Raw genomic sequence first — 16,933 nt, 5'->3', positions numbered from 1 at the left:
ATACGCTTGGCCCCGCCCGAACGGCCGCCCGCACCGGCACCGTTCGAAACCTATCCCGCCCTCGTAGCTCAGGGGATAGAGCGTCTGCCTCCGGAGCAGAAGGCCGCAGGTTCGAATCCTGCCGAGGGCACAGCACGAAGAAGGCCCTGACCGGCGCGCATACGGTCAGGGCCTTTTCTCATCCGAGGACTCATCCAGACTCAGTGTCACGAGTTGTCACAACCTCACCCGATGTCTTCGCCGCAGTCTCCGGAGCTTCGAGCTGTGAATGGGTAAAGATCCGCCCTGTCACGCTGGCGTCGGCGTGCCCGAGCTATGCCGCAATCACCGCCGGCGACACCTCTGGGAGTCCGGGCGGTAGTGCTCGAATGTCGTGCCGGATTACGTCGCCGTGCTCGACGGCCAGGCTCGGTCGTCGATTGTGAGCCAGGGTTCGGTGGCTGCGGAGGTGGGCGGTGTACCGGTGAACTCGCGGATATCGCGGTGGAGGTGGGATTGGTCGGCGTAGCCGGTGTCGGCTGCTACTCGGGAGGGGGAGTGTCCTTGGACGAGGCGGTGGACGGCGTGATCGAAGCGGACCAGTTTGGCGGCGCGTTTGGGGGTCAGGCCGATTTGGGTGCCGAAGCGTGACCACAGTCGTTGACGGCTCCAGCCCAGCTCGGCGGCCAGGTGCTCGACGCGGAATCGGCCGTGGCTGAGCTTGATTCGGCGCCATGCCCAGGCGACCTCCGGGTCGACGCGGTGGTCGTGCCGAGACCGCGCGGACAGCGCGGTGTCGACCAGGGCGAATCGGTCGGGCCAGCTCGGTGTCTCGTGCAGGCGCTCGCGCAGCCGCCCTGCCTCGCGACCCCAGAGGTCGTCGAGGCCGATGATGGTTCCACCCAGCTCGGTGGGCGCGAAGCCGAGGATGGCCTGGGCGACAACCGGTTCCAGACGGATCTGGACGCATTCGACGGCGTCGACGCGGACCGGAAGCGCGGAGCCTGCGAGGCCGAGGGTCAGGCTGCCCGAATGGCTGCGGCCCGTCGAGTCGCGGACCTCGAAGCTGCACTCACCGAACTCGACGATCACCGTGACCGCCGGATGCGGAATGACACGCACCTGCTCCGGGCCGTCCCCGTGAACATGAAATCCGGCCATGTCGACGCCGCGCAGGGCGGGTGGCCGCGCCGGCCGCGCGATATCCCAAGGCACACGTCGATTGTATGAGCAGCCGCGAACGCTGACATTTCTTCAATACGTGACCCGCTGTCGTGTCCGAACGTAGTGGCGTCCCAACCAATCGAAGGAGAAACCGTGGACGAAACCACTGCCGCCGCAAGACCGAATCGGTGGCGGCATATCGGGATGCTGATCGTCACCGGCCTGGTCGCCGTGCTCACCGGCAACACGGCCAGCGCAGCGAACGCCGAGACCGACGATTCGCACGAGCACATGGTGCAGCTGCCGGGCGGAGACATCCACGTCGTCGCCGACGGAACACCCGGCGCTCGCGCACTGGTGCTGCTGCACGGGCTGGGCGCCTCGACCGCCTACTGGGATCCGGTGCTGCCCGCATTGCGGGACCAGTACGTCGTGCGCATCGACCTGCTCGGCCACGGCAAGTCCGATAAACCCGACAGCGGCTACAGCACGTCCGAACAGGCGAGCCGAGTCGGGGCCGTGCTCGACCAACTGGGCGTGCGCCAGGCGATCGTCGTCGGGCATTCCTCCGGCGGCTACGTGGCCACCTCACTGGCCGAACAGCGCCACGACCTGGTGTCGGCGATCATGGTGATCGACTCCGGACCCCGCCTGGACGCCGTCACCGACAACGGTCCGGTCGGCAACCTGCTGTTCGTTCCGGCGATCGGGCAGCCACTGTGGCCGCTGCTCCCGGACGTCGTCCTCCGGCAAGCCATGAGCTCCGCGTTCACCCGGGACGTGCAGATCCCCGACCGGTTCGTCGCCGACCTGCGCGGCATGACCTACCGCAGTCTCACCGCGACCTCCACGGCCTCGGATGACTACCTGCGGGAACGGACCGAACCGGACCGGCTCACCGACCTCGGCGTGCCGGCCATGGTGCTCTACGGCTCTCAGGACAAGCGTTGGCAGCCGAACTCTTTCGAGGACTACCGCCGCGTCCCGGGCATTCGGATCGAGAGCCTCGACTGTGGCCACACGCCCATGGTCGAAGAGCCCGACAGCACCGGCGCCCTCATCCGTGACTTCGCCGGTCAGCACTGAATTCCCGGCAGCCGACCGGTCTTTCGCGGAACTCAGTTCTGGTAGTGCACGGTGATCGACGGGGTGTCCGGGACTGCTCGGCAGGTGAGCACGTAGTTGTCGGCCACCTCGTCGTCGGTGCGGCGTCGTTGATGCGCATGGTCGCGTGTCGGCCGGTGACCTCGGCGATACACGTTGCGCAGTTGCCGGATTCGCAGGAGAAGGGCGGGTGAGTCCGGCGCGGAGTCGAAGGTAAGGGTGGCGCGGTTGCGGTCCGCACACAATCGTGTGTCGCCGTGAGCTGATCGGTGTTCCGGTCGTGGCGGTCCGAGTTGCCGTAATCTCAGACACAGTTGGGGTGAGCGGGAGGACGGGACGATGACATATCCGCCGGGAGGGCAACCGCCGTTCGGGGCGCCGCAGGGGCAGCCGCAGCAGCCGTATGGCTTTCCGCAGCAGGGTGGGCCGGGGTATCCGCAGCAGGGTGGTTATCCGCAGCAGGGTGGTCCGGGATATGGACCGCAGCAGGGGTATCCGCCGCCTGGCGGTTATCAGCAGCCGGGGAATCCGCCGCCGAAGAAGCGCAGGACCGGGCTGATCATCGGCCTGTTGGTGCTGGTGCTCGTCATCGCGGGTGCGGTTGCCGCGGGCGTGGTACTGACTGTGCAGGGCAAGACGCCGCTGGCCTCGGACGAGAAGAAGATCCAGGCGGCCATCCACGACTTCTATGACACGCTCGAGTCGAACGGCTTCGCCGCCGCGGCGGGCAAGGCATGCGCGGCCGACCGTGCCGAGTTCGACACGCTGACCGATGAGCAGAAGAAGGAATTCGATACTGCCAAGATCGAGGTCAGCATCGACAAGATCGATGACATCGTCGTCACCGGCGACCGTGCGACGGCCCGGATCACCGGCAAACTCACGCTGACCGTCCCGGGTGAGACGCCGGATACCGATACGGGAACCACCGAACACCTGCGCAAGGAAGACGGGAAGTGGAAGATCTGCTCGGCGGAGTCGGGTAAGAACTGACGTAATCTCGTCGGATGAGCTGCTGCGGACCGTCGCGCCGGACCTTCCTCAGCGTCATCGGGCCGGCCGCGCTCGCGAGCCTCGCGGACCCGGGTTCGGTTCGGGCTCAGCCGAATCCGCTCTTCGCGACCGATCTGGAGGTCGTCACGGTCACCGATCGATCGGTGATTCTCACCTGGACGACGGTTGCCTCGGATCCGAGCGGCCGACTGCTGCCGGTCGACACGGCCGCCGAAGTGCGCCTCGGTCCGGCCGATTCAGCGCTGACCACCGTCTATGCCCAGGACGAGCCCACCCCGTTCCACTATGCGCAGATCGACGGTCTGGAACCAGGCCGTCCCTACCGATACGAGGCATGGTCGAACGGCGTCCGCGCTGTCCCCGCGCTCTCGCTGACCACTCGCATCCCCGGAAGTCCGGAATCCACCGGCGAATTCACCACCCTGACACCGCCGCCCGGCCGTGCGCTGCGCACCGTCGCACTAGCCAATGACGTGCACTACGGCGAGCAGGTCAGCGGCCTCGTCGTCGACAACCTGCCGCCGGGTTTCCGGCAGGAGCCCGGCCTGCCGCCCTACCCGGAGGTGATGCTCGCGGCCATGCTCGATGATCTGCGCCGCCCCGACCGCGCCGCCGACGTCCTGCTCATCGCGGGCGATCTCACCGCCGAGGCGACGCCGGAGCAATCGCGTTCGGTTCGCAGGCACCTGGACTCGTGGGGCGCGCAGGGCCGCGACTACCTCGCCGTACGCGGCAATCACGACCGTCCGCACATCGGCCCGGAATATCAGGGCTGCATTCCCGCGCCCGCGGATCATTACGATTGCTGGGCAGAGCAATTCAATCCGCGCCAGCAACTGATCGAGCACGAGTTGGGCGGCCTGCGGCTGCTCGGACTGGACACCAGCGAACTCGACGGTTCGGGCGGCAGCATCGAACGCCCGCAATTCGACCGGCTCGGCGAACTGCTTCGCGAAGATCCGAACCGCCCGACGCTGGTCTTCGGACATCACCCGGTGACCATCGAATCCGGTCTGACCAATACCGCCGGACCGGGTTTCGTCCTCAACCGCCCGGACAGCATCGAACTCCAGACGCTCTACGAGCGCGCTCCCGGCGTATTCCTGCAGCACAGTGGCCATACCCACCGCAACCGTCGCACCCGCCCCGACACCGGTGCCGCGGTGGAATTCCTGGAGGTCGCCGCGGTCAAGGAGTATCCGGGCGGCTACAGCCTGCTGCGCCTGTACGAGGGCGGGTACATGATCAACTTCTACAAGACACGCACCGCGGCCGCCCGCCGCTGGAGTGCGACCACCCGCGGCGAATACTTCGGCCTGCTGCCGGATTACACGCTCGGCACCTTCGCCGACCGCAATCACGTTGTGCTGCGGGACTTCTCGGGTCTGTCCTGATCGGCAGACAAACGCACATCCGCCGCAGCCGTACCGATACCATCGCCGCACTTCGGACGCGGTATCTTGCTTAGGTAAGCCTCATCATATGAAGTGAACCCTTGCACGCGTCGGAAGGACTCGAACATGTCGATCAGATGGAAAGCGATTTCCGCAGCGCTGGCCGTCGCTGTCGCGGCGCTCGGCGTGACGGCCTGTTCGAATTCCTCGGACGACAAGAACGAGATCACCGTCTACAACGCCCAGCACGAATCGCTGACCAAGGAATGGGTGGACGCGTTCACCAAGGAGACCGGCATCAAGGTCACACTGCGCCAGGGCGGTGACACCGCACTGGGCAACCAGTTGGTCGCCGAGGGCGCGGCGTCCCCCGCCGATGTCTTCCTCACCGAGAACTCCCCCGCCATGGCGCTGGTGGAGAACGCAGGACTGTTCGCCGATGTCGACAAGAAGACCCTGGACCAGGTGCCCGCGCAGTTCCGCCCGTCCACCGGGAAGTGGACCGGAATCGCCGCCCGATCAACGGTTTTCGTCTACAACAAGGACAAGATCGCGGCCGATCAGCTGCCCGCATCGCTGCTCGATCTGGCGCAGCCGCAGTGGAAGGGCCGCTGGGGCGCGGGCGTTTCCGGCGCCGACTTCCAAGCCATCGTGGCGGCCCTGCTCGCGCTGAAGGGTGAGGACGCCACCAAGGCGTGGCTCAAGGGCATGAAGGACAACGCCACCGCATTCCCGAACAATGTCGCCACCATGAAGGCGGTCGACTCCGGACAGCCCGACGGCGGCGTGATCTACCACTACTACTGGTACCGCGATCAGGCCAACACCAAGGAGAGCAGCAGCCACACCGGACTGCACTACTTCAAGAACCAGGATCCGGGCGCCTTCGTCTCGGTTTCCGGTGGCGGCGTGCTGAAGTCGAGCAAGAAGCAGGAGTCCGCGCAGAAGTTCCTGGAGTTCATCACCGCCAAGGCCGGCCAGGAGATCCTGCGCGACGGCACCTCGTTGGAGTACCCGGTCGCCAGTGATGTCGCGGCCAATCCGGTGCTGCCGCCGCTGGCCTCGTTGCAGGCGCCCGCCGTCGATCCGAGCAAGCTCGATGCCAAGAAGGTGACGGCGCTGATGACCGAGGCGGGTCTGCTCTAGTCATGGCCGTCCGGACCGCTGTCGCCGCACCCCGGGTCGGAAGACCCGGGCCACTCGTCACGACCGTCGCGCTGCTATTGGTGGCGGCGACGTTCGTGCCGCTCGGCTACATCGTGTCCACCGTCTTCTCCACCGGTCCGCACGAGGCGGCGGAATTGGTTTTCCGCCCGAGGGTCGGTGATCTGCTGCGCAATACGGTCGGGCTGGTAATCGTCACCGTCCCGATCTGCGTGGTGCTGGGGGTCGGGCTGGCCTGGGTGGTGGAGCGGACGAATGTGCCGGGCGCGGCGTGGTGGGGGCCGGTATTCGCGGCACCGCTCGCCGTGCCCGCGTTCGTGAACAGCTACGGCTGGGTCAGTGTTTTCCCGACCATGCACGGGCTGTGGGCGGGCGTGGTGATCTCCACCATGTCGTATTTCCCGCTGGTGTATCTGCCCGCGGCGGCCACACTACGCCGCCTCGATCCGGCAGTGGAGGAATCGGCGCGTGCGCTGGGTTCCGGTCCGGTCGCGGTCTTCACCCGAATCGTCCTGCCGCAGTTGCGATTGGCGATTCTCGGCGGCGGACTGCTCATCTCGCTGCATCTGCTCGCCGAATACGGCGCGTTCGTGATGATCCGGTTCGATACGTTCACGACCGCGATCTTCGAGCAGTATCAATCCAGTTTCGCCGGTCCGGCAGGCAGCATGCTGGCCGGTGTGCTGGTGCTGTGCTGTCTGGTGTTGCTGGCAGCCGAGGCGGGCGCGCGCGGTAAGGCGCGTTACGCCAGGATCGGCAGCGGTGCGCCGCGGGCGGCTGTCCGGATTGCGTTGGGGCCCAGCACGATTCCGGTTCTGGCCGCCTTGGCCGCGGTGGTCGTCGGGTCGATCGGCGTGCCGCTGTGGACCATCGTGCGCTGGCTGCGCATCGGCGGTGCGCAAGTCTGGGATTACACCGAGATCGGCACGGCACTCGGACAGACCGTCGCCCTTGCGGCGATGGCCGCGCTGCTCACCACAGTGTGCGCGTTCCCGGTGGCCTGGATCGCGGTGCGCTCGACATCGGCCTTCGCCCGAATGGTGGAGGGCGCCAACTACATTACGAGTTCGCTGCCGGGCATTGTGATCGCGCTGGCCATGGTGACGGTCACCATTCGGTGGGCGCCGCCGCTCTATCAGACGGTGACCATGGTCGTGGCCGCCTATGTGCTGATGTTTCTGCCGCGGGCGCTGGTCAGCGTGCGGGCCGGGCTGGCGCAGGTGCCGGTCGGGCTGGAGGAAGTGTCGCGCTCGCTCGGTCAGTCGGGGCCGGTCACCTTCCTGCGCGTCACGCTGCGGTTGACCGCGCCCGCCGCGGCCTCCGCCGGTGCGCTGGTATTCGTTGCGGTGGCGACCGAATTGACCGCGACATTGCTGTTGGCGCCCAGCGGAACTCGCACACTGGCGATGCGATTCTGGTCGCTCTCGGGCGAATTGGACTATGCCGCGGCCGCGCCCTATGCACTCATCATGATCGTCGCGGCCGTGCCGGTGACGTATCTGCTGTTCACCCAATCCAGGAAGGCGGCCGGGTTATGAGTCGGCTTGTCGTGGCGGACGTTTCGAAGACATTCGGCCACCACCGGGTACTCGGCGGGATCGATCTCGAAGTGCCGAACGGTAGTTCGACCGCGGTGGTCGGCTCATCGGGGTGCGGAAAGACCACGCTCCTGCGGGTGATCGCCGGATTCGAGGCGCCGGACACGGGTTCGGTCGCGATCGGCACCGAAACCGTGACCCGCGACCGGTTTTCGGTGCCGCCGCAGCGGCGCAATGTCGGGTACGTCGCGCAGGACGGTGCGCTGTTCCCGCATCTGACCGTCGGCCAGAACATCGCCTACGGTCTGCACAACGGATTCTGCGGGCTGCGACGCGGTCGGAATCGGGTGAACGAGCTGCTGGAGATGGTCTCGCTCGATCCGTCCTACGCCGACCGTCGCCCACATCAGTTATCCGGCGGCCAGCAGCAGCGCGTCGCGCTCGCGCGTGCGCTCGCCCGCAAACCCGATGTGATGCTGCTCGACGAGCCGTTCAGCGCACTCGATGCCGGCCTGCGAGCCACCACCAGGCAGGCCGTTGCCGAGACGCTGCGGGCGGCAGGCATGACCAGCATCTTGGTCACCCACGACCAGGAGGAAGCGCTCTGCTTCGCCGAACAGGTCGCGGTCATGCGCGAGGGGGTATTCACCCAGGTCGGCGCACCGGAAGAGGTCTACGCCGCGCCCACCGATCTGTTCACCGCCAAATTCCTCGGCGATTGCGTACTGCTCGATGCGGTGGTCGACGGCGATGTGGCCAAATGCGCGCTCGGCCGGGTTCCGGTGCAGAAGTCCGCGCCGACCGGGTCGGCGACCATCATGATCCGTCCGGAACAGCTTGTGGCGCAGGTTGTTTCGGATAGCGAAGCGAGTAGCGGGATCGTGCACGAGGTGGAGTTCCGCGGGGCGGATGTGATGCTGACCATCGCGCTGGACGGCGATGTCGATCCGGTGCGGGTACGCCGGGCCAGCGTCGCGGCGCCGACCGCGGGCGAGCGCGTCCGTCTGGAGGTGCTCGGGAACGCCGTGGCCTTCGAAGCGGCCTGAACCACGGACACCCGACCCGGCGGTGGCGTATCACCGGGTCGGGTACCCATGGCGCACCCTCACCTTTGGAGCGAGCGGCGGGAATTGAACCCGCGTAAACGGCTTTGCAGACCGTTGCCTCAACCACTCAGCCACGCCCGCCTCGCAATGAATATTGCCGTCGCCGCATCGGAACGCCCACGTTTGCACTCAGCGTGATCCGAACCGATGACGCTCGACTCTCCGGAATGCGACTTCTGCGGCGCTCACCGATCGGGAGAAGATCCGGAGCGGCGGCGGAACGTGGAATGATCAAGACCATGTCGCGGCCACGCCCACTTCCGATTGATCCGATCGAGGAGGCCCATCGTCAATGGGTCGGCCACGGCTGGGGCGATTTCGCCGACGGAATGGCGACGGTGACCTCGCTGGTTCGCGCCCAGCAAATCGTGATGGCTCGAGTGGACGAGGCCCTGAAACCCACCGGTCTGACCTTCTCTCGATATGAACTTCTCATGCTGCTTGCTTTCAGCAAGACGGGCGCACTGCCCATGGCGAAGGCCAGTGCGCGACTGCAGGTGCACCCGACCAGCGTGACGAATACCGTCGATCGACTCGAAGCAGCCGAGCTCGTCGAGCGGGTGCCGCACCCTAGCGATCGACGTGCCACTTTGATCGAAATCACCTCCGCAGGAAGGAAATTGGTTGCCGAGGCGACCGAGGAGCTCAACGCGAAAGTCTTCGCGATTCCCGGCCTTCCGCCGGATCGGCTGCAAACGCTGCTGCAGTTGCTCGCGGAATTCCGCCATGCCGCAGGGGACTTCGACACCGGTGATGAACCGGCCCGATGGTCGGCGCACGAGCAGTAACCAAACAGCCGGACCGGTCGGTCTTTACACCGCGCGGAGGACCGCGCGGTAACGGTCTGGCATCCAACTAGCGAATTTCCCGCCCCGTCTTCTTGGCAGCGGAGACGAAAGGGTCCACCATGGAATCCATGGTGCTGGTCTTGGGGGTATCGGCGGGCGCTGGTGGTGCCCGCGCGATGCTGACGCATTCCGATCAGCCGCATCTGCCCCCGATCGATCGATGCCAAGTGCCGCGTCGGGCGGGTGGTGGGGTCGAGGAACCGGTCTTCGAGGCGATCCGCCAGATGCGCACCGCCGCCGACCGGCGCGACGAGCTCATTACCGGAACCGCCGTGACCTGCCGCTGCCCGCTGCACGCCGACGCCATCCGCACCACCGCGGGCCGCACCCGGCTCACCATCGTCGACGAACCGCTGGCCCAGCTGCGCTACCTGCGCTTCACCGGCTGCCTGCCGACCACCGGCTCGGTCATCCTCTACGACCTCGGCAGTTCCGGCCTGACCATCACCCACGCCGACTGCCGCACCGACACCATCCTGTCCAGCAAACGCAGCACCGTACTCGGCGGCGACGGCTACGACGCACTGCTGCGCTGGCAATTGGCCCGCGGCGGTGTACTCACCGACAAACTCACCAGCCGCAGGCATCGCGAAGAACTGAGCAGCGCCCGGGTAATTACCGCCATGGACACCAGTTCCGGCGGACGCGCCGTGGTCACCCGCAGCGACCTCGCCGAACTGTGCGCCGCGGGCATCCACCACTCCGCATCATTCGTCCGCCAACTGATCGAGGAAACCGGCGTCCAACCGGAAGCTCTGATCTTGCTGGGCGGCTGCACTCGCAACCCCGATATCCGCGAAGAATTGTCCGAAATGATCGAACTCCCGGTCATCTACGACGAGGAGCCCGAATACGTTTCGGCCCGCGGGGCGGTTTTGCTTGCCGCGGAACGTCCCACCGGAGATGTGCGCATGGCGCGCTTACGCAGCGGAGCACTGACCGGTTCACTGGCGCCGACCACCACCGGCCGCCGCAAACTCATTGCCGCCGTTGCGGTTACGATCGCCTTGGGCGCGACCATCGCCGGACTGCTCGCCATGGACCACAGCTCCGCCCAGCCACCCGGTGGCGTCAACGCGCCGACCCCCGTCGAAGTCGCGGAAATCCCGGCGACGTCCTTCAACTGACCCGGTATACGAAGACCGGCGGTGCCCTTTAAGGAGTCGGCAAGCGGTTCTTAGGGGGCTTGACCGATTGTGGACGCAATCGATCGGATGGTCTTGGAGGTAGGAATGGCGTTCGCAACCTCGTGGCAGATGTTCAAGACGTCGGCCGCGGTACTGAAGTCGCGTAAAGAATTGGCGGTTTTTCCGGTGTTCTCGGCGGTCGCGAGTGTCCTGGTGGCCGCGACATTCATTGTGCCGATCGTTGCCAATGATTTCTGGCACAAATCATCGACGATGACCTACGTGCTGTTCGGGCTGATGTATCTGGTCTCTGCGTTCGTCACGATTTTCTTCAATGCGGCATTGATCTCGCAGGCGAACGTTGCGTTGCAGGGTGGGGACCCCGATGTGGCCGAGGGGCTGCGGGCGGCGGGAGCGCGATGGCCGCAGATTCTGGTGTGGGCGGCGATTTCGGCCACGGTGTCGCAGGCGTTGCGGTGGCTGCAGGATCGGGTGCCGTTTCTCGGGATGATCTTGGCCGCTATCGCTGGGACGGCATGGCAGGTGGTCACGTTCTTGGTGCTGCCGAAGATTGTGCTCGAGGATCGTAATGTGGTTGCGGCGGTGAAGGATTCGTCGGTGGCTTTGAAGCGGACCTGGGGAGAGAATCTGGCAGGCAATGCCGGGCTCGGATTGTTCGGCTTGCTGCTCGCCCTGCCGGGCATTCTGGTGATGTTCGTCGGATTCCTGATGCTCGGCACGGGTACGGTAGCCGGGCTGGCAGTGATCGCGCTCGGCATCGCATGGCTCATGGCGACCGGGGTTATCGTGTCCGCGCTGTCGGGCATCTACCAGACGGCGCTGTACCGGTACAGCGTTGATGGCAACGCGCCGATCGCGTTCGCCACGGCCGATCTTTCGCAGTCGTTCCGGCGACGTGGCCGCCGCTGATCGAATACACCTGTGCCCGGCCGAGATTCACTCGGCCGGGCACAGTGCTATACATCAGCGCTAGCTGTTGGTGAACTTCGCCGGACGCTTCTCGACGAAGGCGCTCATGCCTTCCTTCTGATCGTCGATTGCGAAGAGCGAGTGGAAAACTCGGCGTTCGAAGCGCAGGCCCTCGGCGAGGGTGGTTTCGAAGGAGCGGTCCACGGCTTCCTTGGCGATCATGGTGACCGGCAGCGACATCGAGGCGATGGTCTCGGCGACCTCGAGTGCGGTGTCGAGCAGTTCGGCGGCGGGCACGATGCGGGATACGAGGCCGGCGCGCTCGGCCTCCTCGGCATCCATATTGCGGCCGGTCAGCACCAGATCCATAGCCTTGGCCTTGCCGACGGCACGGGTCAGGCGCTGTGAGCCGCCGATGCCCGGGATGACGCCGAGCTTGATTTCGGGCTGGCCGAATTTCGCGTTGTCGGCGGCGAGCAGGATATCGCAGATCATGGCCAGCTCACAGCCACCGCCCAGGGCGTAACCTGCGACGGCGGCGATGGTGGGCTTGCGGAACTGCGCCAGCCGGTCCCAGCGGGCGAAGTAGTCGTTCATGAACATGTCCATGTACGACTTGGGCTGCATCTCCTTGATATCGGCACCGGCCGCGAAGGCCCGCTCCGAACCGGTGATGACGATGGCGCCGATCGCGTCATCGTGCTCGAGTTCGTCGAGCGCGGCGATGACATCGTCGAGGACCTGCGCGTTCAGCGCGTTCAGCGCCTTCGGGCGGTTCAGCGTGATCCAGCCGACCCGGCCCTTGCGCTCCAGCAGAATCGTCTCGAAGTCGCGCCCTCCCGTCGCCCGACCACCACCCCCCACGGAATCGCTTCGCGATGCATCCATCTTTCAGACACCCTCTTCATCGGAACGGTCACGGATATCGGTGACGATAGCGGAGAAGTCCTTCCCGCCCTGCGACTGGTTGAACCGGGTGTAGATCTCGGCGGCGAGCAAGCCGAGCCGACCGTCGACGTCGTTATCGCGCAGGGCATTCGCGGCCAGACCCAGGTCCTTGGTCATCAATGCGGTGGCGAAACCGGGCTGGTAATCGTTGTTCGCGGGGCTGGTCGGTACCGGACCCGGAACCGGACAGTAGCTGGTCAGCGCCCAACTCTGGCCGGATGCGGTCGAGACCACATCGAAGAACGACTGGTGACTCAGGCCCAGCTTCTCGCCGAGCACCAGGGCCTCGGACAGGCCGATCATCGAGATGCCGAGCAGCATGTTGTTGCAGATCTTCGCGGCCTGGCCGACACCGGAGCCACCGCAGTGCACGACCTTGCCGCCCATTACCTGGAGCACGTCGAGCGCATCGGCGAAGTCGGCCTCGGTGCCGCCGACCATGAAGGTCAGCGTGCCCGCCGCGGCACCCGCGACACCACCGGAGACCGGGGCGTCGAGTGCACGATGACCCGCGTCGACGGCGTTAGCGGCGGCCGCTTTGGCGTCGGCGACATCGATGGTGGAGCAGTCGATGAACAAAGTGCCCGGATCCGCGGCGGAGAGCAGATCGGCGTAGACGTCGAGGACGAGCTTGCCATTGGGCAGCATGGTGATCACGACATCGCGACCCGCAGCGGCCGCAGTGGCCGAATCCACTACGGTGGCACCGTCTTTGCGTGCTTGCTCTTGTGCGGCGGGGACCGGATCGAAGGCGAGCACGTCATACCCGGCCTGCACCAGATTCGCGGCCATCGGCCCGCCCATATGACCGAGGCCGAGGAAACCGATCTTCTTCGTCACTTGCTTGCCTCCAAACCCAGTTCCTTATCGCCCAATTCGACGAAGTACGCGTCGACTTGCTCGGCGGTGACATCGGCGAGCGTCGCAGGCGACCACTGCGGGTTGCGGTCCTTGTCGATCACCTGCGCGCGAATGCCTTCGACCAGATCGTGCGAGGCCAGCGCGGCGATGGACACCCGGTACTCCTCGTTCAGCACCGCCTCGAGGCTCCGCGCGGCACGGGCGGCACGCAGCGAACGCAACGTCACCTTCAGTGCCACCGGTGATTTGGCGAGCAGTTCGGTCGCGGCCTTGGCGGCCTCCGGCGAGCCGTGCGACCGCAACCGATCGACGATCTCCTCGACGGTACCGGCGCTGTAACAAGCATCGATCCAGTCCTGCTGGGCGACCAGCTCGGATTCCGGCGCGTCCGTGGCGAATTTGGCAATCGCGATCTCCGCGGACTCGGTCCGCAGCGTTTCCAGCAGTGCCGGAATATGTTCCGAGGCCACGTAGTAATCGGCGAAACCCGCGGCAATGGCGTCACCGGCGCTCATTCGCGCGGTGGTCAGCGCGACGTGGGTGCCGATTTCGCCCGGCGTTCGGGCGAGCAGGTAGGTGCCACCGACATCCGGAATGAAGCCGATGCCGACCTCCGGCATGCCGATCTTGGAGCGCTCGGTGACGATCCGGTGGCTGCCGTGGCCGGAAAGACCGACGCCGCCGCCCATCACGATGCCGTCCATAACCACCACATACGGCTTCGGGTAGCGGCCGATCAGGGCGTTGAGGATGTACTCGTCGCGCCAGAACACACCGGTGGCCGAATTCGCATTGGCGGCACCGGCCGGGGAGCCGCCCTGCAATGCGGACGCGTCACTGTGGATGGCGACGATATCGCCGCCCGCGCAGAGCCCGCGCTCCCCCGCACCGGTGACGACGACGGTGCGCACCTCGTCGTCATCGGCCCACACCTGTAGTGCGGCGGAAATGGCGAGGGCCATCGGATGATTCAGTGCATTGATGGCCTTGGGCCGGTTCAGCGTGATCAGACCGAGTCCGTCGCGCTTATCGATGAGAACTTCGGATTCCGTCATGCTGCTCCTACCACCGAGCGGGCGACGACCACCCGCATGATTTCGTTGGTGCCCTCCAGAATCTGGTGCACCCGCAGATCGCGGACGATCTTTTCCACGCCGTATTCGGCCAGATATCCGTAGCCGCCGTGCATCTGCAGCGCCTTATTCGCAACCTCGAATCCGGCGTCGGTCGTGAATCGCTTTGCCATGGCGCACAATTCGACCTTGTCGTCGGCATCGGCATCCAGTGCGGCCGCGGCCCGCCACAGCAGGGTCCGCGCCGCCTCCAGCGAGGTGCGCATATCCGCGAGCTGGAATTGCAATGCCGGGTTGTCCAGCAGTCGGCTGTTGAACGCCTTGCGCTGGGCCAGGTAGGTCACGGATTTCTCGAGCGCCGCCTGGCCGCCGCCCAACGAGCAGGCGGCGATATTGAGTCGCCCGCCGTTGAGCCCGTTCATGGCGATGCGGAAGCCATTGCCCTCGACGCCCAGCATATTCGCGGCGGGCACCCTGGCTTTGTCCAGAATCACCTGACGAGTGGGCTGGGCATTCCAACCCATCTTCTTCTCGTTGGCGCCGAAGGAAATCCCCGGCGTATCGGCCGGAACAATGAATGCCGAAATCCCACGCGCACCCGCATCGCCGGTGCGCGCCATGATGACGTACACATCGGTGCTGCCCGCTCCGGAAATGAATTGCTTTACCCCGGTGAGCAAGTAGTCGTCACCGTCGCGAACGGCCTTGGTGCTCAAGGCCGCCGCATCCGATCCGACGCCCGGCTCGGTGAGCGCGTAGCTGCCGAGCCATTCCATCGAGGTCAGCCGGGGCAGCCAATGGTTGCGCTGCTCGGCATTGCCGTAGTTGTCGATCATCCACCCAACCATGTTGTGGATGGAGATATACGCCGCGATGGCGGGGCAGCCGGTGGCCAGTTGTTCGAAGATGCGCACGGCATCGAGCCTGCACAGCCCGGACCCACCGACGTCCTCGCCGATATAGATGCCACCCATGCCGAGCGAACCCGCCTTGCGCAGCACATCCACTGGAAAGTGCTTCTGCTCATCCCATTCCAGGGCGTTCGGGGCGAGGTATTCGTCGGCGAAGTCGCGCGCCATTTCGGTAATGGCGCGCTCGTCGTCATTCAGTGCGAACACGATCGTCGACCTCCCGTCCGTGGGCCATTCAGTCCATCGTCGGAATGACGAAGTGGTTGCTGTCCTTCAGCCCGGAAGGCCAGCGCTGGGTAACGGTCTTGGTCTTGGTGTAGAAGCGAATCGAATCCGGACCGTGCTGGTTCAGATCACCGAAACCGGAACGCTTCCAACCGCCGAAGGTGTGGTACGCGATGGGCACCGGAATCGGCACATTGATGCCGACCATGCCGACCTGCACGCGGGCGGCGAAATCCCGTGCGGTATCGCCGTCGCGGGTGAAGATCGCGACGCCGTTGCCGTATTCGTGCTCGTTGGGCAGCGCCAGCGCTTCGTCGTAATCCTTGGCCCGCACGATCGCGAGCACCGGGCCGAAGATCTCTTCTTTGTAGATCCGCATTTCCGGGGTGACATTGTCGAAAAGCGTTGCGCCGGTGAAGTACCCGCCTTCGCCGCCGTCGACCGCGAGGCCGCGCCCGTCGATCACCAGCTCGGCCCCCTCATCGACGCCGATCTGGACGTAATTCTCGACCCGGCCGAGCGCATCCTTGGTGACCAGCGGGCCGAAATCGGCACCGGCATCGTCGGAGCGTCCGACATTCAGTTTGGCGATCCGCTCGATCAGCTTCTCGCGCAGGCGGTTCGCGGTCTCCTGGCCGACCGGGACAGCAACCGAGATGGCCATACAGCGCTCGCCCGCCGAGCCGTAGCCCGCGCCGATGAGCTGGTCGGCGACATCGTCGAGGTCGGCGTCCGGCATCACGATCGCGTGGTTCTTGGCACCGCCGAAGCACTGTGCGCGTTTGCCATTCGCGGTCGCGGTTTCGTAGATGTACTGCGCGATCGGGGTGGAGCCGACGAAGCCGACGGCCTTGACGGTCGGCGAGTGCAGAATCGCGTCGACAGCTTCCTTATCGCCGTTGACCACGTTGAACACCCCCGCGGGCAAACCCGCCTCGAGGAACAGCTCGGCCAGCCGCAGCGGCACCGAGGGGTCGCGCTCGGATGGCTTGAGCACGAAGGCGTTTCCGCAGGCCAGCGCCGGACCGGCCTTCCACAGCGGAATCATGGCCGGGAAGTTGAACGGGGTAATGCCCGCGACCACACCGAGCGGCTGACGCATCGAGTAGACGTCGATTCCGGTGCCCGCGCTCTCGGTGTACTCACCCTTGAGCAGATGCGGAATACCCGCCGCGAATTCGATGACCTCGATACCGCGCTGGATATCACCCCTGGCGTCGGGGATGGTCTTGCCGTGTTCGGCAGACAGCAGCGCCGCAAGGGAATCCATCTCGTCCTGCACGAGCGTCAGGAACTTCATCAGCACCCGGGCCCGCTTCTGCGGGTTGAACGCGGCCCACACCTGCTGCGCCTCGGCCGCGTTCGCGATGACGGCATCGACCTCGGCCTTACTCGCCAGCGGCACCCGTGCCTGCACCTGGCCGGTATTCGGATCGAAGACATCGGCGAAGTTGCCCGAGGTCCCGGCGACATGCTGCCCGCCGATGTAATGAGTGAGTTCGCGAACCATGCCAGTCCTGTTCTCGTAGTGGATGCCGCGCATCGCG

The 16,933-nt window shown here is 65.7% G+C and carries 15 protein-coding genes, 2 tRNA genes and 1 pseudogene; 10 read left to right on the top strand and 8 right to left on the bottom strand.

Annotation, left to right across the window (positions count from 1 at the left end):
* Positions 1 to 57: 57 nt before the first annotated feature.
* Positions 58 to 130 (top strand) — tRNA-Arg (locus ACFYOW_RS33300).
* Positions 131 to 381: 251 nt separating this feature from the next.
* Here ACFYOW_RS33300 and ACFYOW_RS33295 read toward each other — a convergent pair.
* Complete coding sequence (locus ACFYOW_RS33295; RefSeq protein WP_387294027.1) at positions 382 to 1,194, bottom strand: helix-turn-helix domain-containing protein; 813 nt, start codon at positions 1,192 to 1,194, stop codon at positions 382 to 384.
* A 102-nt stretch (positions 1,195 to 1,296) separates the two neighbouring features.
* Between ACFYOW_RS33295 and ACFYOW_RS33290 the strand changes: the two genes are divergently transcribed.
* Positions 1,297 to 2,229, top strand: coding sequence for an alpha/beta fold hydrolase (locus tag ACFYOW_RS33290; protein ID WP_387294026.1), 933 nt, complete (start codon positions 1,297 to 1,299; stop codon positions 2,227 to 2,229).
* 32 nt (positions 2,230 to 2,261) lie between these two features.
* Here the strand turns inward: ACFYOW_RS33290 and ACFYOW_RS33285 are convergent.
* A pseudogene (locus tag ACFYOW_RS33285) lies at positions 2,262 to 2,488 on the bottom strand (2Fe-2S iron-sulfur cluster-binding protein).
* A 98-nt stretch (positions 2,489 to 2,586) separates the two neighbouring features.
* On the opposite strand from ACFYOW_RS33285, the gene ACFYOW_RS33280 reads away from it, so the two are divergent.
* The 5 genes from ACFYOW_RS33280 to ACFYOW_RS33260 all read left to right on the top strand — a co-directional run bounded on the left by ACFYOW_RS33280 (position 2,587) and on the right by ACFYOW_RS33260 (position 8,403).
* Entirely contained in the window at positions 2,587 to 3,240 is a 654-nt protein-coding gene (locus ACFYOW_RS33280; RefSeq protein ID WP_387294025.1) for a hypothetical protein, read from the top strand.
* A 14-nt stretch (positions 3,241 to 3,254) separates the two neighbouring features.
* On the top strand, positions 3,255 to 4,655 hold the full coding sequence (locus ACFYOW_RS33275) for a metallophosphoesterase (protein WP_387294024.1): 1,401 nt from the start codon (positions 3,255 to 3,257) through the stop codon (positions 4,653 to 4,655).
* Between the two features lie 126 nt (positions 4,656 to 4,781).
* On the top strand, positions 4,782 to 5,801 hold the full coding sequence (locus ACFYOW_RS33270) for an iron ABC transporter substrate-binding protein (protein ID WP_387294023.1): 1,020 nt from the start codon (positions 4,782 to 4,784) through the stop codon (positions 5,799 to 5,801).
* 2 nt (positions 5,802 to 5,803) lie between these two features.
* Positions 5,804 to 7,357 carry an ABC transporter permease gene (locus ACFYOW_RS33265; RefSeq protein WP_387294022.1) on the top strand — a complete coding sequence of 518 codons (1,554 nt, stop codon included), beginning with the start codon at positions 5,804 to 5,806 and terminating at the stop codon, positions 7,355 to 7,357.
* Positions 7,354 to 8,403, top strand: coding sequence for an ABC transporter ATP-binding protein (locus tag ACFYOW_RS33260; protein WP_387294021.1), 1,050 nt, complete (start codon positions 7,354 to 7,356; stop codon positions 8,401 to 8,403). Before ACFYOW_RS33265 ends, ACFYOW_RS33260 begins: the two co-directional genes overlap by 4 nt.
* Positions 8,404 to 8,469: 66 nt before the next feature.
* Here ACFYOW_RS33260 and ACFYOW_RS33255 read toward each other — a convergent pair.
* A tRNA-Cys gene (locus tag ACFYOW_RS33255) sits at positions 8,470 to 8,544 on the bottom strand.
* Positions 8,545 to 8,702: 158 nt separating this feature from the next.
* Between ACFYOW_RS33255 and ACFYOW_RS33250 the strand changes: the two genes are divergently transcribed.
* The 3 genes from ACFYOW_RS33250 to ACFYOW_RS33240 all read left to right on the top strand — a co-directional run bounded on the left by ACFYOW_RS33250 (position 8,703) and on the right by ACFYOW_RS33240 (position 11,368).
* Entirely contained in the window at positions 8,703 to 9,251 is a 549-nt protein-coding gene (locus tag ACFYOW_RS33250; RefSeq protein ID WP_387294065.1) for a MarR family winged helix-turn-helix transcriptional regulator, read from the top strand.
* Positions 9,252 to 9,379: 128 nt separating this feature from the next.
* The gene (locus ACFYOW_RS33245) at positions 9,380 to 10,438 is read left to right on the top strand and encodes an Hsp70 family protein (RefSeq protein WP_387294020.1); all 1,059 of its coding nucleotides are present in this window, start codon (positions 9,380 to 9,382) and stop codon (positions 10,436 to 10,438) included.
* Positions 10,439 to 10,543: 105 nt separating this feature from the next.
* Complete coding sequence (locus ACFYOW_RS33240) at positions 10,544 to 11,368, top strand: DUF6159 family protein (protein ID WP_387294019.1); 825 nt, start codon at positions 10,544 to 10,546, stop codon at positions 11,366 to 11,368.
* A gap of 60 nt (positions 11,369 to 11,428) precedes the next feature.
* Here ACFYOW_RS33240 and ACFYOW_RS33235 read toward each other — a convergent pair whose 3' ends face one another.
* The 5 genes from ACFYOW_RS33235 to ACFYOW_RS33215 are packed head-to-tail and all read right to left on the bottom strand — an operon-like array spanning position 11,429 to position 16,896.
* Positions 11,429 to 12,256: an enoyl-CoA hydratase gene (locus ACFYOW_RS33235; protein WP_063046710.1), complete on the bottom strand. Its 828-nt coding sequence runs from the start codon at positions 12,254 to 12,256 to the stop codon at positions 11,429 to 11,431.
* 3 nt (positions 12,257 to 12,259) lie between these two features.
* Positions 12,260 to 13,156, bottom strand: a complete 897-nt coding sequence (gene mmsB / locus ACFYOW_RS33230) for a 3-hydroxyisobutyrate dehydrogenase (RefSeq protein ID WP_387294018.1) — start codon at positions 13,154 to 13,156, stop codon at positions 12,260 to 12,262.
* Positions 13,153 to 14,232 (bottom strand): enoyl-CoA hydratase/isomerase family protein, encoded by a 1,080-nt coding sequence (locus tag ACFYOW_RS33225; protein WP_387294017.1) that lies wholly within the window; start codon positions 14,230 to 14,232, stop codon positions 13,153 to 13,155. Before ACFYOW_RS33225 ends, mmsB begins: the two co-directional genes overlap by 4 nt.
* Complete coding sequence (locus ACFYOW_RS33220) at positions 14,229 to 15,368, bottom strand: acyl-CoA dehydrogenase family protein (RefSeq protein ID WP_387294016.1); 1,140 nt, start codon at positions 15,366 to 15,368, stop codon at positions 14,229 to 14,231. Before ACFYOW_RS33220 ends, ACFYOW_RS33225 begins: the two co-directional genes overlap by 4 nt.
* A gap of 28 nt (positions 15,369 to 15,396) precedes the next feature.
* Complete coding sequence (locus ACFYOW_RS33215; RefSeq protein WP_387294064.1) at positions 15,397 to 16,896, bottom strand: CoA-acylating methylmalonate-semialdehyde dehydrogenase; 1,500 nt, start codon at positions 16,894 to 16,896, stop codon at positions 15,397 to 15,399.
* Positions 16,897 to 16,933: the final 37 nt, after the last annotated feature.

Origin of the sequence: Nocardia sp. NPDC006982 (assembly GCF_042869435.1) — a bacterium.
Lineage (GTDB): Bacteria > Actinomycetota > Actinomycetes > Mycobacteriales > Mycobacteriaceae > Nocardia.
This window is presented reverse-complemented; position numbering and strand designations above follow the sequence as displayed.